Raw genomic sequence first — 23,650 nt, 5'->3', positions numbered from 1 at the left:
CATGGCAACCCCGCTCGTCGTCTCCGATGTCGCCAAGAGCTTCACCATGCATCTGCGCGATGGCATCAAACTGCCTGTCGTCGCCGGCGTGTCGTTTTCGATCAGGAGCGGCGAATGTGCAGTGCTCGGCGGCCCGTCCGGCGCCGGCAAGAGCTCGATCCTGAAGATGCTCTACGGCAACTATGCGGTCGACGAAGGCCAGATCATCGTCCAGCACGAGGACGGGCTCATCGATCTCGCGACGGCCAGCCCTCGCACCGTGCTTGCCGTGCGCCGGCTCACGATCGGCTATGTCAGCCAGTTCCTGCGCACCGTACCGCGCGTCTCCGCCCTCGATGTCGTCGCCGAACCGCTGGTCGAGCGCGGCGAGGAGCGCGAGGTCGCGCACGGCAAGGCACGTGCCTTGCTGGCGCAGCTCAACCTGCCGGAGAAGCTCTGGGCGCTGCCGCCGGCGACGTTCTCCGGCGGTGAACAGCAGCGCGTCAACATCGCGCGCGGCTTCATCACCGAGCATCCGATCCTGCTGCTCGACGAGCCGACCGCTTCGCTCGATGCCAGGAACCGCGACGTGGTGATTGCGCTGATCGCGGCCAAGAAGGCGGCCGGCGTTGCCCTGCTTGGTATCTTCCACGACCGCGACGTGCGCGAGGCGGTGGCCGACCGCGTCATCGACGTGACAGCTTTTGCCGCCGGGAAAATTGCCGCATGACAAGAAAGCTGTCGGAAACGCCGCTGGTCCACGAGACGGCGCAAGTCGAGAACTCGACGCTCGGCCGCTGGACCGAGATCGCCGAGCGCTGCCGGGTGTCGGAAAGCACGCTCGGCGACTATTCCTACATGATGCAGGACTGTGGCGTCTGGTGCGTGACGATCGGCAAATTCGCCAACATCGCCGCCAGCGTGCGCATCAACGCCACCAACCATCCGACCTGGCGGCCGACGCTGCACCATTTCACCTATCGCGCCTCGGATTATTGGGACGACGCCGAGCACGAGAGCGAATTCTTCGCCAAGCGCCGCGCCAAACGCGTCACCATCGGCCACGACACCTGGCTCGGCCACGGCTCGACCATCCTGCCCGGCGTCACCGTCGGCCATGGCGCGGCGGTCGGTGCCGGCGCGGTGGTGTCGAAGGACGTCGCGCCCTACACCGTCGTCGCCGGCGTACCGGCCAAGCCGATCCGCGAACGCTTCGACCGCCGCACCGCGGAGCGCTACCAGGCGCTCGGCTGGTGGGACTGGGACCATGCAAGGCTGCGCGCCGCGCTCGACGATTTCCGCGAGCTGGAGGCCAATCAGTTTTTGGAGAAGCATGGGGGTTGACGCCCTGAATAAGTCAGCCGCTCAGGCAAATGTCCAAAATAATAGAAAGAAATCCTAACGTAATAAGAATAGCAACACCAGTCTGATTTAACCTGATAAGTTCTATAAATTTTTTGTCACAACCAATATCTATAAGCGATTTGGTTTTTCCTCAACTTTATTTGCAAAATTTATCGTAACTAGAACGATTAAAAAAATGAGAATCATTAGAATAATGGCCGCGTCACGCCCATTTCCATAATTGTACAAGTATCCAGATATTGGATGGTTCAAGCTAACAACCCGATATAATGGACGTCAAAACCAGGGCCACTGTGAAACTCATCGCAGCGACTACCCCTGCAGCATACAGTCGCAACCACTGGCGCCAACGTAGCAATTAGGAAGCCTCTCTTTGATACGAGTTTGAATCTTTATTTCAATCTTGATGATGTGGAAACCCCGGCAGCATCACTTGGCGAATCATGCCTTTGATATTCTACTTCTTGGCACGGTTTTCATGTCCCTGACACATCGTCGGGGCAGGACGCGGCCTTCCTTTGGAGATCGCAATGCCTGTTTCAGTCAGACCTTCGCTCGCCGGATTCTTTGCCGGCTCGAACCCGACCCCTCCGGTGCATCTCGGCAGGCGCTACGACACCTCTGGTAATTTTCTCAACGAGCCCGGCAACACGGTCGTCTGCCATCTCGTCAACGGCTCGGCTTCGGAAGCGGTGATCATCGACGTGCGTGAGCGCATGCGCGCCATGCCTGATGCCGACGGGCTGGCCTTCACGCCCGTCTCCAGCCTGCACATGACGCTGTTCCAGGGCATCATCGAATACCGCCGCCGGCTTCCCTATTGGCCGGAGGATGTGCCGCTCGACACCAGCATCGACGACATGACCCGCCTCTATCAGGAACGCCTGAACGGCTTCGAAGGCTACGGCGCCTTCAAGATCAAGGTCGTCGATGTCGTGCCGACGGGCTTGACCGTTGCCGGCGCAACCGATGAGGACGTGCATATCCTGCGCGCATGGCGCGATGCCTTGTCGGCGCCTTTCGGATACCGGCATCCCGACCACGACACTTACGTCTTCCACATCACGTTCGCCTACCAGATCCGGCGTCTGGCGGACGAAGGGGCGTCCGAGTGGCAAGATCTGTTCGACGATTGCCTCTCGCTGTTTGCCCGCCAGGCTCCGGTGATCGAGCTGCGGCCACCTGCCTTTTGCCGCTTCAGGGACATGGAGCATTTCGAGGAGTTGCTGATCCTCGGCTGATCCCATCCAAGCCGCCCGGACGGCAGCGGTTTGGGTCAACTCGCCTCTGCGCCAAACGCGCCTGTGGGCAGTAACAAAACTGACATCAATCCGACACCGCAGGTTCATGCCGTTGCGCTAGCGAGGGTTAACAGACCTTCAACCGCGACTGGACTGGAACTTACCCATGTCAGCAACGCCAGAAATGTCAGCAACGCTCGAAATTCGCGGCGTCACCCGCCGGTTCGGCAAGAACACCGCTGTCAGCAATGTCGACATCTCGATTCCGCACGGTCAGATGGTCGGCATCATCGGTCGCTCCGGCGCCGGCAAATCGACGCTTCTGCGCATGATCAACCGCCTCATCGATCCGAGCCAAGGATCGATTTTTTTTGACGGCGCCGAAATTTCCCGGTTGCGCGGCTCGCCGCTCCGGCGATGGCAGCGCGACTGCGCCATGATCTTCCAGCAGTTCAATCTCGTGCCGCGCCTCGATGTGCTGACCAATGTGCTGCTCGGCCGGCTCAACCACCGCTCGACGCTGTCCAACCTATTTGGCATGTTCTCCCGCGGTGAATGCGCCGAGGCGGTTGCAGCCCTCGAGCGCCTCGACATCGCCCGCACCGCCCTGCAGCCGGCCGGCACACTTTCCGGCGGCCAGCAGCAGCGCGTTGCGATTGCGCGCGCCATGATGCAGCAGCCGAAGGTGTTGCTGGCGGATGAGCCGATTGCCTCGCTCGATCCGCTCAACGCCAAGGTGGTGATGGATTCGCTGCAGGACATCAATTTGCGCGAGGGCATCACCGTCATCACAAATCTGCATACGCTGGATACGGCCCGCACCTACTGCAACCGCATCATCGGCATGGCCGCCGGCAAGGTCGTCTTCGACGGCCCGCCCGAAGCCCTCAACCGCGAGGCCGTGCGCATGGTCTACGGCGCCGACAGCAATGGCGGCGAAATCTCCGAGGCCATCACCTCCACCAGTGTCGCCATCAAACAGAAAATCGCTGCATCCGCCGGACCGCTCGAGCCCGCATTCCCGGGATATTGAGAACGGCCTGATCGCCCGCCCGCGTCAAAGGCACCTGTCAAAAAATTCGAACGCTACCGGCGCGAGGCCGGGACCAACAGGAGAGAGATAATGTTCAGGAAGATGGTTTTTGGCGCCGTTTCATTGCTCGCCATCGCGGCAAGCGCCGCTCACGCCCAGGATATCAAGGAATTCCGCATCGGCATCCTTGGCGGTGAAAACGAAGCGGACCGGCTGCGCAACTTTCAGTGCCTCGCCGATCACATGAAGTCCGAATTCGGCTTCGAGAAGGTCTCGCTGTTCCCGGCCGCCGACTATGACGGCGTTATCCAGGGCCTGCTCGGCGGCACGCTCGATTTCGCAGAGCTTGGCGCGTCGGGCTATGCCAGCGTCTACCTCAAGGATCCGACCGCCGTGACCCCGATCCTCACCACCCAGCAGACCGACGGCGCGACCGGCTATTATTCGATCGGCCTTGCGCTGAAGTCGTCCGGCATCACCGACATCAAGTCGGCCAAGGGCAAGAAGCTCGGCTATGCCGACCCGGATTCGACCTCCGGCTACCTGATCCCGCTGACCCAGATCCCGAAAGACACCGGCGCTTCGAACGAAACCTTCTTCGCCTCGACACAGTTCAATGGTGGCCACGAGAACAACCTCCTCGCCGTTCGCGACGGCAAGGTCGATGTTGCGGTTGACGATTCCTCTGGCATCGGCGACTTCAAGAACGGCTACACCTCCGGCACCTTCCACAAGGAAGTCGCCAAGGGCGCCGTGGACCCCAACGATTTCGTCGAAGTCTGGCGCTCCGGCTTGATCCCGAACGGCCCGCTGGTCGTGCGCACCGCACTCGGCGGCGATATGAGCGCCAAGCTCGCCAACTTCTTCACCAGCCTGCCGGCCAAGGACAAGCCTTGCTTCGAGGCCATCGAAGGGGGCGATTTCACCGGCTATGTTCCGGTGAAGCCGGACTTCTACAGCGTCATCGTCGAAGCCCGCAAAGCCGCGATCGGCGGCTGACGACAATTGCGGAAAGGGCGGCGTCCATTAGAGCGACGTGCGTCCACTTGGACGCACAAAGTACGCTCTAACACTTAGATGCCGCATCGTGCTTTCCGAAAGTCGACTTTCGGGCCGATGCGGTCGCCGCCCTTTTTGCGTGTCCGCTCGTGACCCCGTATGACCTTCGCCGCTACAATTCGTTCAGACGCGGTCTGGCAGGCAGCAGACGCCTGGCGACGCCAGACGTCCTTGCGCCGGTTCTACACGGCGCTCGGCATCGGCTCACTGCTTGTCGCCATGTGCACAGCCATGTGGTTCGCCGACGAGGCCAATGCCGGACATTTCTTCGATCGGCTGCCGCACATACTGGATTTCCTTAGTTGGCTTGTTCCCAAGGACTGGAACGACGTCTGGCGGGCGCTGTTCGACATCGCATCGCCGCACGACAAGGGCAGCCAAGAGTTCAACTTCCCGCTTGGCCGCGTCTATCTCTGGGGCGGCTTTTATCTACCCGAATATTTCGAGCTGATGCTCACCACGCTTAACGTGGCGCTGGTTTCCACTTTCATCGGCTTTGTCTTTGCGGTGCCCTTTTCCTTCATCGCCGCGCGCAACTTGACGCCCAGTCCGGTGCTCAGGCTCGTCGTCAAGCGCTTCATGGAACTGCTTCGCGCCTTCCCCGAGATCGTCATTGCCGGCCTGTTCGCAGCCATCCTCTCGACCGGCCCGGTCGCAGCCATCATCGCCATCGGCCTGCATTCCATCGGCGCTCTCGGCAAGCTCTTCTACGAGATCAACGAAAACATCGACATGCGCGCCGAAGAAGGCCTGCGCGCGGTCGGCGCCAACTGGTTCGAGCGCGTGCGCTTTGCCGGCCTGCCGCAAGTGCTGCCCAATTTCATGTCCTACACGCTGCTCAGGATCGAGATCAATGTGCGTATCTCGACCATTATCGGCGCGGTCGGCGGTGGCGGCATCGGCGAGGAACTGAAGCTCTCCATCTCGCGCGGCTTCGGCGCCAAGACGCTGGCATTGGTGCTGCTGCTGTTCACGACGATCTTCCTCGTCGACCAGTTTTCCGCCTGGCTACGCCGCAAGCTCGTCGGCGAGCAGGCATTCATGATGGGTGCCTGACCATGATCCCAAAAAGTGGATTCCGGTTTTTGGAAAAGATCATGGCAAATCAACAAGAAGACTGCCCATGGCCGCAATGACCGCCGATGAGATGCGGTCGATCGAGGAGCGCTTTCCCCAAGTGTTCCGGCGGCCCTTGTACAAACGCTTCGGCCCGCTGGTCCTGTTCACCGGCATCCTACTCTATCTCCTCTACGCCTTGTGGTTCTTCAGCCTGCCGCAAGTGCTGAGGGAATCGCACTGGGAGCGCCTGCCGCTCTTCCTGACGCAATGGATCAGCTACGATCTGCAGCCGGAATTCCGTCTCGACCAGCCTCAGATCACACCCAGATACCCGCGTTTTTCGGCGCTCGGCGAAGATCCGCATCCCGATTGGGTCATCACCAACGCCAACGGCTCCTACACCATCCTGATCGACGGCCGGGCCAAATCGGTCATCTTCGACAAGACCGAGGCGACGCTGGTCGCCAATGGCCAGACGGTGCCGGTGTCCTTGGCCAGCGGCAAACCGGTAATATCCGGCCCGGTGCCGGAGTGGATCACCGCGCATGACGATGAGATCGTCGCCAGGATGGGCTTTGCCGGCGAGGTCCGCATAACCGTCGATCGCGTCAAGGTCCGCAAACGTTTCCTCGGCTGGGCGAATTTCGTCTTCGACACACGCTCGCCCTTCTTCGGCAAGTCGCCCGGCGAGGTGGTCTCGTTGCTGATGTCCGGACCCCAGCTCAAGCCGGGCACATCAAACATTGCGCTGGCCGCCGACAATATCTGGAACAACGCCCAATGGCAGCATGGCGACGTCTGGACGAAGCTGTTCCAGACCATCGCCATGGCGTTTCTCGGCACCTTGCTCGGCGGCATCGTTGCCTTCCCGCTCGCCTTCTTCGCCGCCCGCAACATCACCCCGAGCGGCCTGCTTAGCCAGGTGCTAAAGCGGTTCTTCGATTTCATGCGTTCGGTCGACATGCTGATCTGGGCGCTGTTCTTCACCCGCGCCTTCGGCCCGGGCCCGCTTGCCGGCAGCGCCGCGATTTTCTTCACCGAGATCGGCACGCTGGGCAAAGTCTATTCGGAGGGCCTCGAGAACATCGACGACAAGCCACGCGAGGGCATCCAGTCGACCGGCGCCAACGGCTTGCTGGTGCAGCGCTATGGCGTGCTGCCGGAAGTGATCCCGGTCTTCATCAGCCAGACACTCTATCAGTGGGAATCCAACACCAGGGGCGCGACGATCATCGGCGCCGTCGGTGCCGGTGGCATCGGCCTGAAGCTCTGGGAGGCCATGCGCACCAATTCCAACTGGGCCAATGTCTTCTACATGGTGCTCTTGGTCCTGCTCGTCGTTTTCATCTTCGACAACATTTCCAATTTCCTGCGCCGCCGGCTGAGCAGGACGATCCACGACTACAACAGGATCCAGGCCAGCCGGGGCTGACGGGGGCGTTGCGCAGGCGTGCGGTTAGGGCGCCTTCCTCCATCCATTCCTGATATGCTTGTAGCCGTCGCGGTAGACGGCTTCCGGGCCTTCGGAAAAGTCGCGCCACACCTTGGTGGCCGCGGCCAGATCCTTCAGCGAGCGGCCGAACGCCTCGATCGTCAGCCAATCGTCATAACCGCTCTTGCGGATGGCAGAGAACGTCTCTTTCCAAGGGACGTGGCCGCGGCCCGGCACGCCGCGATCGTTCTCCGAAATGTGGATATGGACGATGTTCTTGCGGTTGCGCGTATAGGCCCCGATCGGGTCAGCCTCTTCGATGTTGGCATGGAACGTGTCGTACATCGCCTTGATGTGCGGCCGGTCGATCGCGTCGATATGCGCCGACAAATCGTCCATCGTGTTGAGCAGATAGCATTCGAAGCGGTTGAGCGCCTCCAGCCCGACGGTGACACCCTTGTTGCCGGCATGGTCACCGATGGCGCGCTGCGAAGCGATCGAACGTCTTTTCTCGGTCGCCGTCGGCCCGCTGCCGGAGAAGGCCCCGAGTGTCGAATGGAGCGGGCCGCTCAACGTTTTCGCGCCAAGCGCCTGAGCGCAGTCGATCGCCGATTTCATGTAGTCGATACCGGCCTTGCGCGTCGAGGCATCCGGCGAGATCAGGTTCATCGCCGGATCGCCCATCGCCGAGACGGCGGTGCGTTGCAGCCCGATACGGTCGAGCAGCTCGCCGAGTTTCCTGTAGTTGTCCGGCGTGCCGGAGAAGACCGGTATTTCGACGCCGTCGAAGCCGGTCGCCTTGATATCCCTCAACAACGGCTCGTGTTTTTTCGAGACGGCCGTCGTCCACAACAGCATGCACATGCCGATCTTCATCGACGCCCCCTCCCTCTTTGATCCTCCCAGATTCCGTTCTTCCGCGACGTCACGCGAGCTATGATGAAAGCGACGCTCTCGACACCGCCATCATGTTGTCTCACCCTCGGCGCGCACCCCCAACTGCTCTCTCAATGCGACCATTTCCTCGTGGTGATCGCCGAAACTATAGGCATCAATATAAAACCCGATCCCGAGTGCCGTGGCGCTCCGTTGCGCATCGAAGTCGAGCTCCCAACTGAAGCTTTGATATGAATGACCCACGCAAACAATTTGCGTTTTGAACTTCACGCGTATTTTCAGAAGTTCGTCTCTGCGTGGACTCAGCCTTGCCAGCAGAGCGTCGATATGAAGATCAAGTGCTTCAGTGTCGTCCAAACGGCTATCAAGTTTCCAAGACAATGATCTGCGACGAAAGGTATGCCCGCGTCGTTCGAAAACGTCACCAACCCGCCAGCATCGGTTAGGCTCAAACCCAAGCAGACTTGTGATCTCTGCAGGGTCATCTTCGCCGATTGCGCGAAAGTATGCGTATTGTCGATCGGTTTCGGGTGGTGAAGACATTCAGCAGTCCGTTCTATGGTGACGTTTTCAGAGCTTCGTCCAAGCCCCGTTCTTCTTTGACGACTTCACGCAGGCCTCGATGAAAGCCATTCCCTCGACGCCGTCCTGCACGGTCGGGAAGACGACATCCTTAGCCGGCTTGCCGCCCTTCCTCCGTGCCGCGCGAATGGCCCGCGCTGCCTCCTGGTAGATGTTGGCGAAGCCTTCGAGATAGCCTTCCGGATGGCCTGGCGGAACGCGGCTGACGCGACTGGCGACGGGCAGCGCGCCGGCGCCATTGCGGGTGATCAATTGCTTCGGCTGGCCGAACGGCGTGTACCAGAGATAGTTCGGGTCGGCCTGCACCCATTCGAGCCCGCCCTTCGAGCCGTAGATGCGCAATTTCAGCCCGTTCTCATGGCCGGGCGCCACCTGGCTTGCCCAGATCATGCCCTTGGCCGGGTGCGATTTGCCGACCGGCTTGAAGCGCAGCAGCACATTGATGTTGTCGTCGAGCAGCCGCCCCGGCACGAAGGCGTCGAGATCGGCCGCCAGCGAATCGAGCTCCAATCCGGAGACGAAACGGGCCAGGTTGTAGGCATGCGTGCCGATATCGCCCAGCGCACCGCCCGCACCCGCCTGCTTGGGGTCTGAGCGCCACGCTGCCTGCTTCTGGCCGGTGGCGGCCAGGTCTTCGGTCAGCCAGTCCTGCGGATATTCCGACTGCACGATGCGGACGTCGCCGAGCTGCCCCTTGGCCACCATCTCGCGTGCCTGCCGCACCATCGGATAGGCGGTGTAGTTGTGCGTCAGCACAAAAACTTTGCCGGTCTTCTCGACCAGCGCGGCCAACCTCTTCGCCTCGGCCAGCGACGTCGCCAGCGGCTTGTCGCAGATGACATGGATGCCGGCCTCGAGAAAAGCCTTGGCTGCCGGCACGTGCACATTGTTCGGCGTGACGATGGCCACCGCCTCGATGCCGTCCGGCCGCTCGGCCTCGGCCTTGGCCATCTCGGCATAGGAGCCGTAGCTGCGCGCCGGATCGAGCCCAAGCTCGGCCGCCGAGGCCTTGGCGCGCTCCGGATTCGACGACAAGGCGCCGGCAACCAGCACGAACTCGTTATCAATGCGCGCCGCGATGCGATGCACCGCGCCGATAAAGGCGCCTTGTCCGCCGCCAACCATGCCGTAGCGGATCGGACCGCCTCCCGTTTCCGTCTTCGATGCGCCAACCATGACTTTCTCCCTCGTTATCTGAGATACCCCTCCCCCTTGAGGGGAGGGTCGACGCGCAGCGCGGGGTGGGGTCGCCGGGCATGAAGCTCGGCATGGACCGACCCCACCCGGCCCTCCGGGCCACCCTCCCCTCGGGAGGGATATCTGTGCTAGATCCCCATCATGCCGCGCAGCACCTTTTTATCGGTCGTGCCGCCGGCGAAATCGTCGAATGCTTTTTCCGTCACCCTGATGATGTGGTGCTGGATGAAGGGGGCGCCTTCGGCAGCACCATCCTCCGGGTGCTTGAGGCAGCATTCCCATTCCAGCACCGCCCATGAATCGTAATTGTATTGGGTGAGCTTGGAGAAGATGCCGCCGAAATCCACCTGCCCGTCGCCGAGCGAGCGGAAACGCCCGGCGCGGTTGGTCCAGCTCTGGTAGCCGGAATAGACGCCTTGCCGCCCGGTCGGATTGAATTCGGCGTCCTTGACGTGGAACGCCTTGATCCGCTCGTGGTAGATGTCGATGAATTCGAGATAATCGAGCTGCTGCAGCAGGAAGTGCGACGGGTCGTAGTTGATGTTGCAGCGCTTGTGGCCGCCGACCGCATCGAGGAACATCTCGAATGTCGCGCCGTCGAACACGTCCTCGCCTGGATGGATTTCGTAGCCGACATCGACGCCGTTCTCGTCATAGACGTCGAGGATCGGCTTCCAGCGCTTGCCCAGCTCAGCAAATGCTTCCTCGATCAGTCCCGCCGGCCGCTGCGGCCATGGGTAGAGGTATGGGAAGGCCAACGCGCCGCAAAACGACACCGACGCCTTGAGCCCGAGATTCTTCGACGCCTTGGCGGCGAACTTCATCTGTTCGACCGCCCATTGCTGCCTGGCTTTTGGATTGTTGTGCACCGCAGCCGGCGCAAAGCCGTCGAACTGCGCGTCATAGGCGGGATGCACCGCCACCAGTTGCCCCTGCAGATGCGTCGACAGTTCGGTGATTTCGACGCCGGCATCGGCGCAGATGCCCTTCACCTCGTCGCAATAGGCCTTGGAGGAGGCTGCCTTCTCGAGATCGAACAATCGGGCGTCCCATGTCGGGATCTGCACGCCCTTGTAGCCCAGACCAGCCGCCCATTTGGTGATCGAGGCCAGCGAATTGAACGGCGCGGCGTCGCCCGCAAACTGCGCCAGGAACAGACCAGGCCCCTTCATCGTCGTCGGCATCGGCATCTCCCTATGTTTCACGACCAAGCATAGCGCCGATTGAAAACAGGGCCAGCGTCTTTGGTCTCTTTGCACAGCGCGCTCAGCGCTGCTATTCTGGTATTACCAAATGCCGAAATCTGGTCAAGCCATTTGACGCGCTGCGACGGTCCTGCAACCATGCCGAGTTAGGCCACATGTTTAAGCATAATCAATGGTCTAGCTAGGAACCCAACGCTTGATGATAGCAGTTCTTGCCGTCCAGATAAAATTACTGTAGACCTCCCATCAGGCCCAATTGGTCGAACCAGTTTGCCAAAAAATGCTGGGACGCCTTGGGGAGGAATCATGCGGCACGCTTCGGCAGAGTGCGCCGCAGGCGAACTGGTACAGGCGATTCTGGGAAGGATAGACCATGCATCTTTCGACGCACAATTGGATGCGGGCGGAGCCGCTGGAAACGACGCTCAAGCGCATCAAGAAATTCGGCTACGAGTCGATCGAGATCTCCGGCGAACCCGATCAGTACAAGCCCAAGGAGACGCGCGCACTGTTGAACGAGTACGGCATTCGCTGCTGGGGAGCGGTGACGCTGATGCTGGGCGAGCGCAATCTCGCCGCCAAGGACCAGGGCCAGCGCGAGCGCTCGGTGCAGTATGTCAAGGACGTGCTGACCATGGTCAGCGAACTTGATGGCGAGATCATCACGCTGGTTCCCGCCACCGTCGGCAAGGTGGTGCCGGACGGCACCGAGGAAGAGGAGTGGAAATGGGTGGTCGACGCCACCCGGGAATGCTTCACCCACGCCAAGAAGGTCGGCGTAAAGATCGCGGTCGAGCCGCTCAACCGCTTCGAGACCTATCTGTTCAACCGCGGCGCCCAGGCACTGGCGCTGGCCGATGCGGTCAGCCCCGAATGCGGCGTCTGCCTCGACGCCTACCACATCCACATGGAAGAATTTAACGTCTATGACGCCATCCGGCAGGTCGGCAAGCGCCTGTACGATTTCCATGTCGCCGACAACAACCGCTTCGCCGCCGGCCTCGGGCAGATCGACTGGCCGAAGATCGTCGGCACGCTGAAGGAGATCGGCTATGACGGCGCGCTGACCAATGAATTCGTCGCCCCCGTCGACCGCACGCCGGCTGCCCCCTATCCCGACATGGTCGAACGCAACCCCGTCGACATCTCGCCGGAGCAGCTGAAATTCATTCAGGACCACGGCTCCAGCGTGCTCACGGAGAAATTCTACACCGACCAGATGCGCATCAACGCGGAAACGCTGCTGCCGCTGATCAAGTAGCCGAGCCGTTTGGAAAGCCCTTCCGCCTCACCGCGGCCGGGCCGAGGATGAACATGCGCATCAAGACGGTCCAAGCCTGGTGGGTCCGCATACCGATCGAAGCCGCGAAGCAGCACCGCAGCGACTTCGGTCAGGTGGCGACGTTCGACGCCGCCATCCTGCGCATCGAGACCGACGACGGGCTGGTCGGCTGGGGCGAGGGCAAGAATGCCGCCGGCAGCGCCGGCAGCTACGGCGCCCTTGTCCATTTGCTGAACTACGAGGTCGGCCCGCAGCTGGTCGGCCGCGACCCGGCTGACATCGGCGTCATATGGGAGATGCTCTATAATGGCACGCGCCACGACAGCGCCGCTCGCGCTGGCCACGCCATGCCGCAATTGGCACGACGCGGCATGAGCATCGCCGCTATCAGCGCCGTCGACATCGCATTGTGGGACATTCTTGGCAAATCGCTCGGCGTTCCGGTCTGGCGGCTGCTCGGCGGCCGCAAGCTGGACCGCATGCCGGCCTATGCTTCCGGCGGCTGGGCTACTGCGGAAGCCATCGGCGACCAGCTGCAGTCCTACATCACCAAGGGCGGTTTCAAGGCGCTGAAGATGCGCGTCGGCGCCATGGACGGCGCCCCACATATCTCGGCCGCTCGCGTCCGTGCCGCCAGACAGGCGCTCGGTCCCGATATCGACCTGATGGTCGACGCGCACGGCACCTACACGGTGGCCGAAGCCAAGCGCTTTATCCATCTCGCCGGCGACCTCGATCTCGCCTGGTTCGAGGAGCCGGTGATCGCCGACGACAAGCCCGGCATGGCCGAGGTGCGCGCCTGCGGTTCGATCCCGATCGCCACCGGCGAAAGTGAGGCGACGCGCTATGCCTTCCGCGACCTCGCCGTGCTCAAATCCGCCGATATATTCCAGCCGGATCCGGCCTTTTGCGGTGGCATCAGCGAGGCGATGAAGATCGGCACCATCGCCAGCGCCTTCAATCTGCGCTTTGCGCCGCATCTTTGGGCCGGCGCGCCCTGCTTCTTTGCCGGGCTGCATGTCTGCGCTGCTTCACCGGCGAGCTTCACCGTCGAATATTCGCTCGGCGCCAACCCGATGATCCACGATCTGATCGAAGAGACTGTCGAAGCAAAGGACGGTATGGTAGCGATCCCTGATAGACCCGGGCTGGGATTCACCATTTCGGAGCGGTTCCTGGAGGCGCACGCGCAACACGGCTGACATGAAAGAAAAGAACCTTCTCGCGGAACTCGCCGCCTATCTGTTCTCCCATTCGGACAAGGAGACGGGCCGCACGCCGTCGGAGCGCGAACTGGCAGAGCATTTCGGCGTCAGCCGCGGCCAGATCCGCGAGGCGCTGGCCATTCTCGAGGCCATGCGCATCGTCGAGCGACGGGCGAAATCCGGCATCTACATCGATACGAAGCAGGCGAGCGTCGAGGCGATGGCGCTGTTCGCCCGCGCCGGCCTGCCGCTCGATCCCGTCCAGATCTACGAGACGGTCGAGTTGCGCAAGATCCACGAGATCAAGGCCGCCGAACTTGCCTGTTCACGCGCCACCGAGGAGAATTTCGAGCGGCTGCGCGAGATCCTGAAGGCCTCCGAGGATCGCATCGCCGCCGGTGAAGGGCTTGCCCGGGAAGACCGCGAGTTCCACCTCGAGATCGTGCGGGCGACCAAGAACAGCGTCTTCCACAATATCTGCAGCGTCTACTACATGATGGGTGAACTGCGCCTGCCGATCTATTTCAACGATCCCGAACGCAGCGTGCGCTCCCATGCCGAGCATATCCAGATTTACGAGGCGCTGCTGCGCCGCGATGGCAATCTCGCCCAGGCGCTGATGAGCGCCCACCTGCAAGGCGCGGAAAGCTACTGGAAGGGGCTGATCGAGGGGCGTGGGGCGGAACCGGAAAGCCCTGCGCTCGAAAAGGCCTGAAATGCCCAAGATCCTGTCAACACACAGACTGCACCCTCGTGCCGCTTCCATGCTGACCGGGGCCGGCGAACTCGTCGTTGCTTCCGCCCTCGATGCGGCCACGCTGGCCGCCGAGGCGAGGAACGCCGATGTCATCATCGTTCGCGCTCCCTTGCCTGCGGCGCTTTTCGAAGGCGCGAAGAAGCTCAGGGCCGCGATCCGCCACGGCGCCGGGCTGGACATGGTACCGATGGAAGCGGCCAATGCGGCCGGCGTGCTGGTGGCGAATGTGCCGGGGGTGAACGCGCGATCTGTCGCCGAATATGTGATGTTCGCGGCGCTGGCGCTGCTTAGGCGCTTCCGTGTGTTGGACCGCGACTTGCGTGCGAAGGGCTGGCTGGCGGGCCGCGAACACACGGTGGTGGCCAGCGAGCTAGCGGGCAAGACGATCGGCATTGTCGGCCTCGGCGCGATCGGTCAGGCGGTTGGCCACATCGCCGCCCATGGGTTCGATCTGAATGTGGTGGCGACGACGCGCGGCATGCGGCCGGCGCCGGACAGGGTCGGCTTCCTGTCGATCGATGCACTCATCGAGCAGAGCGACATCATCGTTCTGTGCTGCCCGCTGACGCCCGAAACACGGGGGCTGATCAGCCGCGAGCGCATTGAGCGGATGAAGCCGGATGCGCTGCTGATCAATGTTTCGCGCGGGCCGGTGATCGATGACGACGCGCTGATCGAGGCCTTGAAGAAGGGCCGCATCGGCGGCGCTGCGCTCGATGTTTTTGCTACACAACCGCTACCGCCCAACCATCCTTATTTCGGCTTCGACAACGTCATCGTCACCCCGCACATGGCTGGGATTACCGAGCAGTCGATGATGCGCATGGGCGTCGGCGCGGCTGGCGAAGCCTTGCTGGTGCTGGCCAACAGATTGCCGGTCAATCTGCGCAACCCCGAAGTGGTCGAGCACTACCGGCGGCGGTTCCCTGCCGATTTCTGAAAGCGCCCCAATTTTCCCGAATTCGCCGGCGATGGTGCCAGCATGGCAAGCGTCACAAAATTCCTACTGACCGCCGGCTTCTGCGTGGCGACGGCGCAAGCCTTCGCCAACGGACAGGGTAGCTACGTGTTCTGCGACAACGGCATACGCTGCGTGGCGGCACCCTGTCCATCGAACAGCGCACTCGACCTCGCTGCTGGGAAGCTCATCAAAGGCGTTTCAATCGACATCGATCGCCTGCCGCAGCAAGACAAGGCGCTCGATCTTTCAGACAAGCTCTATGCCGGCAAGGTCGTTGTTGTCGGCTCGATCGAGAACCGCACCCGGACCTTCAACGGCAAGCGGTACACCCTGCCTTGGCTGGTCGCCACCAGCATCGAACGCGCCGCCAAGGACAGCGAACGCGGCCACTGCTCGTCGCGCTGACACGCGCTATCCGATCAATTTGCAAGCAGCCCCTCCACGCCGGCTGCGATGCGCAGTAGGTGGTGGTCATGGCCATTGCGCGCCACCAGCATCAGCCCGGCCGGACGCGTCATTCCCGGCATCGGCAGCGAGATGGCTGATAGATCGAACTGGTTGGCGACCTGCGTGTTGCGCAGCAGAAGGCCTTCCGTCCTGTTGCACAGAGCCTCGTCGCTGGTCATCGACACGATCGTCGGCGCCGTCACCGGTGTGGTCGGCAGGGCCAGCACGTCGACCGACGCCAGCCGGTCATCCATCGCGGCGGCCAGCGCCGTGCGGCGGCGCATTGCCCTGATATAGACCGTGGCCGGAATGGCGGCGGCGCGCGACAATGGCCCGCTTACCCGCGGGTCGACCGGCCTCGTCGCTCCCGTCGCCAGCCAGTCGGCATGGATCTCCGCCCCTTCCATCGCCGCGATCGACGCGCGTTGGGTTGCCACGCGCAGATCGGCAAGCAGGTCGTCGATCGACAGCTCCACAAGCCGTGCGCCGCTAAGCTCTATCTTGCGCAGACACCGGTCGAACGTCGTCGCGACCTCTTCCTGCGTATCATCGAACAGCACGCCGCGCGCAATACCGATGCGCAGGCCGTCCAGCGGCAGCGGCAACAGTGCCGCCAGGTTTTCGCCCGACATCACTGCATCGGCCGCCGCACATTCGGCGACGGTGCGGGCCAGCGGACCGATCGAGTCCAGCGTGGCTGACAGCGGAAACGCACCCGCAAGCGGCACGCGCCGCGCAGTCGGCTTGAAACCGACGACGCCATTCAGCGATGCCGGAATGCGCACCGAACCACCGGTATCGGAACCGATGGAGATTTCGCTGGTGCCTTCGCCCACCGAAACGCCGGCGCCTGAGGAGGAGCCGCCCGGAATACGGCTGGCATCGCTAGCATTGCCGGGCGTGCCATAATGTGGATTGACGCCGATCGCAGTAAAGGCGAACTCGGTCATGTTGGTCTTGCCGAGGATGATTGCGCCGGCCTGGCGCAACTGTTGCACGACAATGGCATCCCGCAGCGCCGGCGCTGCGTTGGCGAGCAGCAGAGAGCCCGCCGTGGTCGGCTCGCCGGCGACATCGAACAGATCCTTGATCGAGACGATCGCCCCATCGAGCGGCCCGAGCGTGACGCCGGCTTTTCGCCGCGCATCGGTGGCGTCCGCCGCCGCCCGTGCGGCTTCCGGGTAGAGCTTTACGAAAACCCTCTCATCGTCGACGCGAGCGGCAAGAGGCGAAAGAATTGCTTCGAGGTGATCGCGGGCTGATTGCATTTTTCGGTGTCGGACTCCGCGCGCTTGCAACGTCTTAAGGTAGTAGCCAGAAACTGGCCGCAGGAGACATAGCCCGGCACGGTCGGATTTGCACCTGTCGAACCGAAGGAGGAAGGCCCGATGCTCTACCAAGGCAGCTGCCACTGCGGCAAGGTCGCGTTCGAGGTCGAAGGCGAGCTGACCGGAGCCGTTCGGTGCAATTGCTCGATCTGCTCGCGCAAGGGTGCACTGCTATGGGCAGTTCCGCATGAGAGCATGCGGGTGCTTGCCTGGGGCGATGATCTCGGCCGCTACAGCTTCGGCAACCATGTCATCGCCCACCGCTTCTGCCGCAGCTGCGGCATTCACCCCTTCGCCGAGGATGTCGGCGAAGGGAGCGGGCGAAGTGCCTATATCAATATCAATTGCATCGAGGCGTTGGACGTCGCCGCCGTGCCGGTCTTCGACTTCGACGGCCGTTCCGTTTAGGCCTTGGGGTCGTCGATCGGCTTGGGGCCAAGGAAGAACGCCGCCAGTGCCGCAAGCAACGTCGCCGCCGCGCAATAGGCGAAGGCGGTGGCAACGCCGGTATTGTCGACCAGCAGGCCGCCGAAGACGGCGCCCAACGCGATGGCGACCTGGAACGTCATAACCATGAGCCCACCGGCGCTTTCCGCCTGATCGGGGGCGGCCCGCACCAGCCAGGTCTGCAGCCCGACTGGGACGGCGCCGAAGGCAAAGCCCCAGCTGGCCACTGCTATTGCAGCCACGACGGGTGAACCTCCGACCACCAGCAGCAGGAGCGCCGAAAACGCGATCAGCAGGGGCGCCAGGCTGACGGCTGCCTTGAGGCTGCGTTCGGCAATGAAGCCGCCGGCAAAATTGCCGAAGAAGCCACCAATGCCGTAGGCGAGCAGCACAAGCGAGATCGTCTCGATGTCCAGCGCGGGCACCTTCTCGAGAAACGGGCGGACATAGGTGAAGCCGGCAAAATGTCCCGAGGCGACCAGCAGCACCACCAGCAGCGCCACCCTGATCATCGGCCGCTTCATCACCTCCAGCAGCGTACGAAAACCTGCCGTACCTGCAGGCGGCAGCTTCGGGATGGTAGCCACCTGCACCAGCAGCGCCAGCGCACCAACCACGGCGGCGATCATGAACGCCGTCCGCCAGCCCCAGATGTCGCCGACATAGGCGCCGACCGGAGCCGCGCAGACCGTCGCCACCGAAACGCCGGTGAGAATGATCGACATGGCACGCGGCATCAGCCGCATCGGAACGAGCCGCATCGCCATGGCTGCCGACATCGACCAGAAGCCGCCAAGACTGATCCCGAGCATGATGCGGGCAATCAGAAGAACGGGAAGCGAGGACGCAAACGCGGCCACCAGGTTTGACAGCACAAGCAGCACCGTCAGCGCCCACATGACCAGCCTGCGGTCCAGCCGCTTGGTGACAATAGCCATGGTCGGCGCCGCAATCGCGCCAATGACGGCGGTGGCCGTTACCGCCTGCCCGGCGGCGCCTTCGGTGATGCCGAGATCCTGTGCAAGCGGCGTCAGCAGGCTGGCAGGCAGAAATTCCGCGGTCACCAGGCCAAAGACTCCGAGCGCCAGGGAGACCACCGCCCCCCATGCGGGCTCGGATCGTTCGCCGGTTTCCGATGGGTCGAGAACGGCGTCCATGACGCCTGTCGCGGGTTCGGTCATGAGGGATCTCCGATCTGGTTGCAGCGCAGCATTTGGCTGCAATGCAACATAGGGAGTGACTGTCTGGAGTTTCCATGCTAGAAACACCATTATGCTTGACCGTTCGTCCAAAATTCCAATCACCGGTGATCCGCTGACAGACATATTGCGCGGATTGCGCCTCGAAGGCGTCGATTACGGCCGTTGCGAGATGAAGGAACCCTGGGGCATCCATTTTCCGGCCCAGGCGGCGGCACGGTTTCATTTCATCGGCCGCCAAGGCTGCTGGTTGCTGCAGCCGTCCGGTGAATGGGTCGAGCTCAAGGCGGGCGACGCTGCCTTGTTGCCGCGCGGCTCAGCCCACACGCTGGCGAGCGAGCCGGGTATCGAGGCGGCGCCGATCCACGGCTATGATGTCGAGGAAATCTGCAAGGGTGTCTATTGCATGTCGAATGACGGCATGCCCGGCTGCCGTCCGGGGACCTTGCTGTTTTTCGGCAGCATGTATTTCAATCTCGATGGCTTGCACCCCTTGCTCGGCATGATGCCGGACGTGATGCGCGCACATGAGTTGGAGGCCTATGAGCCAGGTATCCCGCATTTGCTGGAAGCGATGGCCCGCGAGGTGACGATGGAGCGCGTCGGCTCTGGCGGCATCCTGGCGCGGCTGGCCGATGTGCTCGCCGCGACCGTCATCCGCTCATGGGTCGAGCGCGGCTGCGGCGACTCTTCCGGTTGGATTGCGGCGGTCAGGGACCGCGAGATCGGCCGGGTGCTGGCCGCGATCCATCTGGAACCGAACCGCGACTGGACGGTGGAGGCTCTGGCGAAGATGATGGGTGCCTCGCGATCAGGTTTCGCCGAGCGCTTCGCAACCATTGTCGGCGAAACACCGGCAAAGTACGTCACGCAGGTGCGGATGCACCAGGCGAGGCAATGGCTGGTCCGCGACCGGCTCAAGATTTCCGTCGTCGCGGCGCGCCTCGGCTACGAATCCGACGCCTCCTTCAGCCGCGCCTTCAAACGGGTCATCGGATCGCCGCCCAGCCATTTCCGGGCCGAGGAACAGGCGGAGATCCGCCAGGCCGGCTAAACGTTGGCCGGCTTATTGCTCGGTGATGCAGGCCGAGCCGGCGCTGCTCTTGCAATATTTGCCGGAGGCCCCGCACCTGCCATCCGAGACTTCCACGACGGTGCCGCTCAACAACAGCTTGCAGTCGCTGGTGGACAGATTGACCGTGCCGTTGAGGTCCTTGATCTTCTTGGCGTCGACCTTCGCGCCGGCGACAACTTTCTTGGCTGCCTGCGCCTCGCCCAGATGCGCCGCCGACAATCCCATACCGGCGACGAGCAGGATCGTCGCAAAACTGCGGAACAGATTTCCCATAGCCAACCCTCCATTTTGGGCCTCCAAATTGGGCTTGCAAAGCCCGTTTGGGACCAAAGGATCAGCCTATTCGACAAATCGGAGCATCCGCATCCCCCGTACGGGGGATGACGGGAAGACTCGAGCATTTCGCAGCCAAGCGGAATCACGTGGCGTCGCACAAATGCGGCTAAAACACATGGATAGAGCGGCATGCACGGTTCACTTTGAACGTATCCCGCTCTAGCGCAGTAAAGACGCTTGTACTTAGCCGGCGTGACGCAGGCTTATTCCGCTGCCCTTGTCGAACAGCACCACCTTGTCCGGGTTCCAGGCAAAGCGCACCGGCTGCTCTATCTGGACGTCGGTCCTCGCAGGCACGGTGGCGCGCAGCATGGCGTCGCCGACCCGCAGCGTCAGGATCTTCTCGACGCCATGGTTCTCGACGTCATGGACCCGCGCCTCGACCGGCGCGCCGGTCTCGAGATAGACGTCCTCGGGACGAATACCGAAGACGAGCGGGCGACCGTCGGTCGCCGCGCCCGTCTTTAGCCCCCACGAAGTCTTGGCACCCCCCGCAAACGGCAATTCGAAATTGAGCGGCGCCATCACCGCACGTCCGTTGACGAGCTTGCCGTCGATGAGATTCATCGGCGGCGAGCCGACGAAGCTTGCCACGTAGGTGTCGCGCGGATTGTTATAGATCTCGTACGGCGTGCCGGTCTGGACGATGCGGCCATGGTTGAGCACGCCGACCTTGTCACCCATCGACATCGCCTCGATCTGATCATGCGTCACGAACAGGAAGGTGGCGCCAAGCTGCATCTGCAGGTTCTTCAATTCGGTGCGCAGCGCCTCGCGCAATTTGGCGTCGAGCGCCGACAACGGCTCGTCCATCAGGAACACCCGCGGCTTGCGCACGATGGCGCGACCGATCGAGACACGCTGCATCTCGCCGCCTGAAAGCCTGTCGGTCTTGCGGTCGAGCAGATGCTCGATCCTCAGCGTCCTGGCCGCGCGGTCGACACGATCCTTGATCTCGGCATCGGGCAGCCGGCGGATCTTCGGCTTCAGCGGAAATTCGAGGTTCAGGCGCACCGTATAGCGCGGGTACAGCGAATATTGCTGCAGCACCAGCGCCACGTCACGCTCGGCCGCGCCCCAGTCGGCGACATCGACGCCGTCGATGAAGACCTGGCCTTCGCTCGGTTTTTCCAGGCCGGCAATCATGCGCAGCGTCGTCGTCTTGCCGGCGCCGGTCTCGCCAAGCAGGACGAAGAACTCGCCATCGGCGATGTCGAGATCGAGCCCGGTCAAGGCGGTGTGGTTGCCGAATTTCTTCGAGATGTTCTTGAGCTGGATGTGGGCCATCAGAGTCTCACTCCCAGCGATTTGCCGCTCGCCGTGTCGAAGAAATGCGCCTGGCTGGGATCGATTCTGACGAAGACTCTTTCGCCGGGGCCGCCGATGAAGCCGCTCTTGGTGCGCGCACGCAGCATCTTGGAGCCGACCTTGAGGTCGACGATGTCGAAGGACCCGAGCGGCTCGACGATCTGCGTCTCCACCGGCAAGAATCCCTCGGCGGCTTCGCGGCGGACGAGGACGCCTTCCGGCCGGATGCCGAGCGCGAGTTGGCTGCCGGCATGGCCGTTGAGCTTCGACAGCAAGGCGCGCGGGAATTCGAAACCGGCGGCCGCATCGCCGACCGTGACCGAGGCCGATGAGGCTTTCTCGGTCACCGAAGTGTCGGCGACGTTCATCACCGGGCTGCCTACAAATTGCGCGACGAAAAGATTCGCCGGATGCGAATAGACCTCGTCCGGCGAGCCGACCTGCTGCAGCACACCTTCATGCATGATGACGATGCGGTCGGCGAGGCTCATCGCCTCGATCTGGTCGTGGGTGACGTAGATGCTGGTCGAGCCCTGCTTGATGTGCAGCCGCTTGATCTCGGCCCGCATCTCCTCGCGCAGCTTGGCATCGAGCGCCCCGATCGGCTCGTCCATCAGCATCGCCTTCGGCCGCCGCACCAAGGCTCGGCCGATCGCCACGCGCTGCATGTCGCCGCCCGACAGCGCCGACGGTTTCTTGGCGAGGAGATCGCTGATCTGCAGCGTCTTGGCGACCGAGCGCACCTCGCTGTCGATCTCGGCCTTGCTCTTGCGCGTCGCCCTGAGCGGAAAGGCGATGTTCTCATAGACGCTCATATGCGGATAGAGCGAGAACGACTGGAAGACCATGGCGATATCGCGATCGGCGGCCTTGAGGTGCTGGACCGGTTTGCCGTCGATGAGGATGTCGCCGCCGTCGATCGTCTCCAGCCCTGCAATCGCCCTGAGCGTCGTCGTCTTCCCGCAGCCCGACTGGCCGAGCAGCACGATGAACTCGTTGTCGTCGATCTTCAGGTTGAGGTCCTTGATGACCTGGACGGCGCCGAAATATTTCTGGACGCCTCGAAGCTCGATCTGGGTCAATGCTGTGCCCCCGGATTTGCCCCTTGCCCGGTGCCGGCCTTCTCCTCCGGCGCGATCTTGGAGGTGATGTTGAAGCCGATCAGGCCGATCAGGATGATGGTCACGCCATAGCTGTGCAGCAGCATGTTCCACGGCTGGCAGAGCGCGATGATACCGAGCACCATCAGCACCTGGCTGCCCGGTTCGAGATATTTCTGGTTGATGTCGCGAAAGCTCATTTGCGGATCGCTCCAAACGACATGCCGCGCAACAGGTGGTTGCGGAGCAGGAAGGTGAAGATCGCGACCGGCAGCAGGAACAGGAAGGTTCCGGCGGCAATCACCGTCCAGTCCGGCAGGCCGGAACCGACTTGGCTGGGGATGAAGGGCGGTGCTGTCTGGGCACGGCGGCTGGTCATGATCAGTGCGAAGGCATATTCGTTCCACGCCGTGATAAAGCAGAACACGGCGGTGGCGGCGATGCCGGTGGCGGCCTCGGGCAGCACGATCTTGAAGAAGGCCTCCATGCGCGTATAGCCGTCGACGAGGGCCGCCTCCTCATACTCCTTGGGGATCTCGTCCATGAAGCCTTTCATCAGCCACACCGAGAAGGACAGGTTGAAGGCGGTGTAAAGGATGATCAGGCCGATATGGGAATCGTTGAGGCCGACCGCCCGGTACATCAGGAACATCGGAATGGCGACGACCACCGGCGGCAGCATGCGTGTCGACAGGATGAAGAACAGTAGGTCCGCCTCGCCTTTTACCTTGAAGCGCGAGAACCCATAGGCGGTGAAGGTGCCCATGCCGACGGCCAGGACGGTCGAGGTTATGGCAACGATCAGTGAGTTCATGAAACGGCTCGGATAGCCCGACCACTGCACCTGGCCCTTGCCGTCGCGCACGATCTTTTCGCCCCCATTGAAGACGACGCGCTCCCACCACGGCGCAGCCGCGTACTCCTCCGGCGACGGCGGGCTGCGCAGCTGCGAACGCTTGGTGAACAACTTGACGAAGGGCGATATCTCCGGCTGGAAAACCACCGTCGGCGGAATGGTGGTGGCGAGGTTGCGCGGCTTGAACGCCGTCGAGGCGATCCAGTAGATCGGCGCCAGGAAGATGATCGTCACCAGCAGGACTGCGACGATGGCGACCCGGTTGAAGGTGATTTCGGAAGAAGTGCGGACTGCGGCCAT

Annotated in this window: 25 protein-coding genes; 14 read left to right on the top strand and 11 right to left on the bottom strand. The window is 62.4% G+C overall.

The annotated features are described in order from the left end of the window. The first annotated feature begins 1 nt into the window (after position 1). The 7 genes from phnL to phnE (NKJ20_RS20410) all read left to right on the top strand — a co-directional run bounded on the left by phnL (position 2) and on the right by phnE (NKJ20_RS20410) (position 7,168). Positions 2-709 (top strand): phosphonate C-P lyase system protein PhnL, encoded by a 708-nt coding sequence (gene phnL, locus NKJ20_RS20440; RefSeq protein ID WP_352746381.1) that lies wholly within the window; start codon positions 2-4, stop codon positions 707-709. After that, on the top strand, positions 706-1,323 hold the full coding sequence (locus tag NKJ20_RS20435; protein ID WP_352746378.1) for a DapH/DapD/GlmU-related protein: 618 nt from the start codon (positions 706-708) through the stop codon (positions 1,321-1,323). The genes phnL and NKJ20_RS20435 overlap by 4 nt, the downstream gene beginning before the upstream one ends. Positions 1,324-1,874: 551 nt before the next feature. Further along, positions 1,875-2,585 (top strand): DUF1868 domain-containing protein, encoded by a 711-nt coding sequence (locus NKJ20_RS20430; protein WP_352539452.1) that lies wholly within the window; start codon positions 1,875-1,877, stop codon positions 2,583-2,585. Between the two features lie 166 nt (positions 2,586-2,751). Further along, positions 2,752-3,618 carry a phosphonate ABC transporter ATP-binding protein gene (gene phnC, locus NKJ20_RS20425; protein ID WP_352746376.1) on the top strand — a complete coding sequence of 289 codons (867 nt, stop codon included), beginning with the start codon at positions 2,752-2,754 and terminating at the stop codon, positions 3,616-3,618. Positions 3,619-3,708: 90 nt separating this feature from the next. Further along, positions 3,709-4,617 (top strand): phosphonate ABC transporter substrate-binding protein, encoded by a 909-nt coding sequence (phnD, locus tag NKJ20_RS20420; protein WP_352746373.1) that lies wholly within the window; start codon positions 3,709-3,711, stop codon positions 4,615-4,617. A gap of 159 nt (positions 4,618-4,776) precedes the next feature. Further along, the gene (gene phnE / locus NKJ20_RS20415; protein ID WP_352746371.1) at positions 4,777-5,733 is read left to right on the top strand and encodes a phosphonate ABC transporter, permease protein PhnE; all 957 of its coding nucleotides are present in this window, start codon (positions 4,777-4,779) and stop codon (positions 5,731-5,733) included. Between the two features lie 67 nt (positions 5,734-5,800). Then, on the top strand, positions 5,801-7,168 hold the full coding sequence (gene phnE / locus NKJ20_RS20410; protein WP_352746368.1) for a phosphonate ABC transporter, permease protein PhnE: 1,368 nt from the start codon (positions 5,801-5,803) through the stop codon (positions 7,166-7,168). A 24-nt stretch (positions 7,169-7,192) separates the two neighbouring features. Here the strand turns inward: phnE (NKJ20_RS20410) and NKJ20_RS20405 are convergent, their stop codons facing one another. The 4 genes from NKJ20_RS20405 to NKJ20_RS20390 all read right to left on the bottom strand — a co-directional run bounded on the left by NKJ20_RS20405 (position 7,193) and on the right by NKJ20_RS20390 (position 11,028). Then, positions 7,193-8,044 carry a sugar phosphate isomerase/epimerase family protein gene (locus NKJ20_RS20405; protein WP_352746366.1) on the bottom strand — a complete coding sequence of 284 codons (852 nt, stop codon included), beginning with the start codon at positions 8,042-8,044 and terminating at the stop codon, positions 7,193-7,195. A gap of 90 nt (positions 8,045-8,134) precedes the next feature. Continuing rightward, a complete protein-coding gene (locus NKJ20_RS20400) occupies positions 8,135-8,608 on the bottom strand; it encodes a DUF4279 domain-containing protein (protein ID WP_352746364.1) in 474 nt (157 codons plus the stop codon). A gap of 27 nt (positions 8,609-8,635) precedes the next feature. Beyond that, positions 8,636-9,823, bottom strand: a complete 1,188-nt coding sequence (locus tag NKJ20_RS20395) for a Gfo/Idh/MocA family protein (RefSeq protein WP_352746362.1) — start codon at positions 9,821-9,823, stop codon at positions 8,636-8,638. Between the two features lie 149 nt (positions 9,824-9,972). Then, positions 9,973-11,028: a sugar phosphate isomerase/epimerase family protein gene (locus tag NKJ20_RS20390; RefSeq protein WP_292661180.1), complete on the bottom strand. Its 1,056-nt coding sequence runs from the start codon at positions 11,026-11,028 to the stop codon at positions 9,973-9,975. 394 nt (positions 11,029-11,422) lie between these two features. On the opposite strand from NKJ20_RS20390, the gene NKJ20_RS20385 reads away from it, so the two are divergent. Genes NKJ20_RS20385 through NKJ20_RS20365 form a run of 5 tightly spaced genes read left to right on the top strand, consistent with a single transcriptional unit; the run spans position 11,423 to position 15,659 of the window. After that, positions 11,423-12,310, top strand: a complete 888-nt coding sequence (locus NKJ20_RS20385) for a sugar phosphate isomerase/epimerase family protein (RefSeq protein ID WP_352448392.1) — start codon at positions 11,423-11,425, stop codon at positions 12,308-12,310. Positions 12,311-12,363: 53 nt separating this feature from the next. After that, positions 12,364-13,533: a mandelate racemase/muconate lactonizing enzyme family protein gene (locus NKJ20_RS20380; RefSeq protein WP_023675189.1), complete on the top strand. Its 1,170-nt coding sequence runs from the start codon at positions 12,364-12,366 to the stop codon at positions 13,531-13,533. 1 nt (position 13,534) lies between these two features. Beyond that, positions 13,535-14,251: a FadR/GntR family transcriptional regulator gene (locus NKJ20_RS20375; protein WP_352448394.1), complete on the top strand. Its 717-nt coding sequence runs from the start codon at positions 13,535-13,537 to the stop codon at positions 14,249-14,251. A gap of 1 nt (position 14,252) precedes the next feature. Further along, positions 14,253-15,233 (top strand): hydroxyacid dehydrogenase, encoded by a 981-nt coding sequence (locus NKJ20_RS20370; protein WP_352746358.1) that lies wholly within the window; start codon positions 14,253-14,255, stop codon positions 15,231-15,233. 42 nt (positions 15,234-15,275) lie between these two features. Next, positions 15,276-15,659 carry a DUF6748 domain-containing protein gene (locus tag NKJ20_RS20365; protein ID WP_023675186.1) on the top strand — a complete coding sequence of 128 codons (384 nt, stop codon included), beginning with the start codon at positions 15,276-15,278 and terminating at the stop codon, positions 15,657-15,659. A gap of 14 nt (positions 15,660-15,673) precedes the next feature. On the opposite strand, the gene NKJ20_RS20360 is transcribed toward NKJ20_RS20365, so the two are convergent. After that, entirely contained in the window at positions 15,674-16,969 is a 1,296-nt protein-coding gene (locus NKJ20_RS20360; protein WP_352448397.1) for an amidase, read from the bottom strand. 120 nt (positions 16,970-17,089) lie between these two features. Between NKJ20_RS20360 and NKJ20_RS20355 the strand changes: the two genes are divergently transcribed. Next, positions 17,090-17,437 carry a GFA family protein gene (locus NKJ20_RS20355; RefSeq protein WP_023675184.1) on the top strand — a complete coding sequence of 116 codons (348 nt, stop codon included), beginning with the start codon at positions 17,090-17,092 and terminating at the stop codon, positions 17,435-17,437. On the opposite strand, the gene NKJ20_RS20350 is transcribed toward NKJ20_RS20355, so the two are convergent. Then, positions 17,434-18,657: an MFS transporter gene (locus tag NKJ20_RS20350; protein WP_352448398.1), complete on the bottom strand. Its 1,224-nt coding sequence runs from the start codon at positions 18,655-18,657 to the stop codon at positions 17,434-17,436. The genes NKJ20_RS20355 and NKJ20_RS20350 overlap by 4 nt on opposite strands. Before the next feature lie 91 nt (positions 18,658-18,748). Here NKJ20_RS20350 and NKJ20_RS20345 point away from each other — a divergent pair, with 91 nt between their 5' ends. After that, the gene (locus tag NKJ20_RS20345) at positions 18,749-19,729 is read left to right on the top strand and encodes an AraC family transcriptional regulator (RefSeq protein WP_352448399.1); all 981 of its coding nucleotides are present in this window, start codon (positions 18,749-18,751) and stop codon (positions 19,727-19,729) included. A 12-nt stretch (positions 19,730-19,741) separates the two neighbouring features. Here the strand turns inward: NKJ20_RS20345 and NKJ20_RS20340 are convergent, their stop codons facing one another. The 5 genes from NKJ20_RS20340 to NKJ20_RS20320 all read right to left on the bottom strand — a co-directional run bounded on the left by NKJ20_RS20340 (position 19,742) and on the right by NKJ20_RS20320 (position 23,650). After that, the gene (locus NKJ20_RS20340; RefSeq protein ID WP_352448400.1) at positions 19,742-20,023 is read right to left on the bottom strand and encodes a hypothetical protein; all 282 of its coding nucleotides are present in this window, start codon (positions 20,021-20,023) and stop codon (positions 19,742-19,744) included. A gap of 246 nt (positions 20,024-20,269) precedes the next feature. Next, positions 20,270-21,373, bottom strand: coding sequence for an ABC transporter ATP-binding protein (locus tag NKJ20_RS20335; RefSeq protein WP_352746356.1), 1,104 nt, complete (start codon positions 21,371-21,373; stop codon positions 20,270-20,272). Then, a complete protein-coding gene (locus NKJ20_RS20330; RefSeq protein ID WP_352456825.1) occupies positions 21,373-22,476 on the bottom strand; it encodes an ABC transporter ATP-binding protein in 1,104 nt (367 codons plus the stop codon). Before NKJ20_RS20330 ends, NKJ20_RS20335 begins: the two co-directional genes overlap by 1 nt. After that, complete coding sequence (locus tag NKJ20_RS20325; RefSeq protein WP_023675179.1) at positions 22,473-22,694, bottom strand: hypothetical protein; 222 nt, start codon at positions 22,692-22,694, stop codon at positions 22,473-22,475. The genes NKJ20_RS20330 and NKJ20_RS20325 overlap by 4 nt, the downstream gene beginning before the upstream one ends. Next, entirely contained in the window at positions 22,691-23,650 is a 960-nt protein-coding gene (locus NKJ20_RS20320) for a carbohydrate ABC transporter permease (protein WP_292661213.1), read from the bottom strand. Before NKJ20_RS20320 ends, NKJ20_RS20325 begins: the two co-directional genes overlap by 4 nt.

It is taken from the genome of Mesorhizobium sp. M0185 (genome assembly GCF_040322175.1).
In the GTDB taxonomy this organism is placed as follows: domain Bacteria; phylum Pseudomonadota; class Alphaproteobacteria; order Rhizobiales; family Rhizobiaceae; genus Mesorhizobium.
The sequence above is the reverse complement of the archived record's forward strand: the minus strand, read 5'-3'. Positions and strand labels throughout refer to the sequence as shown.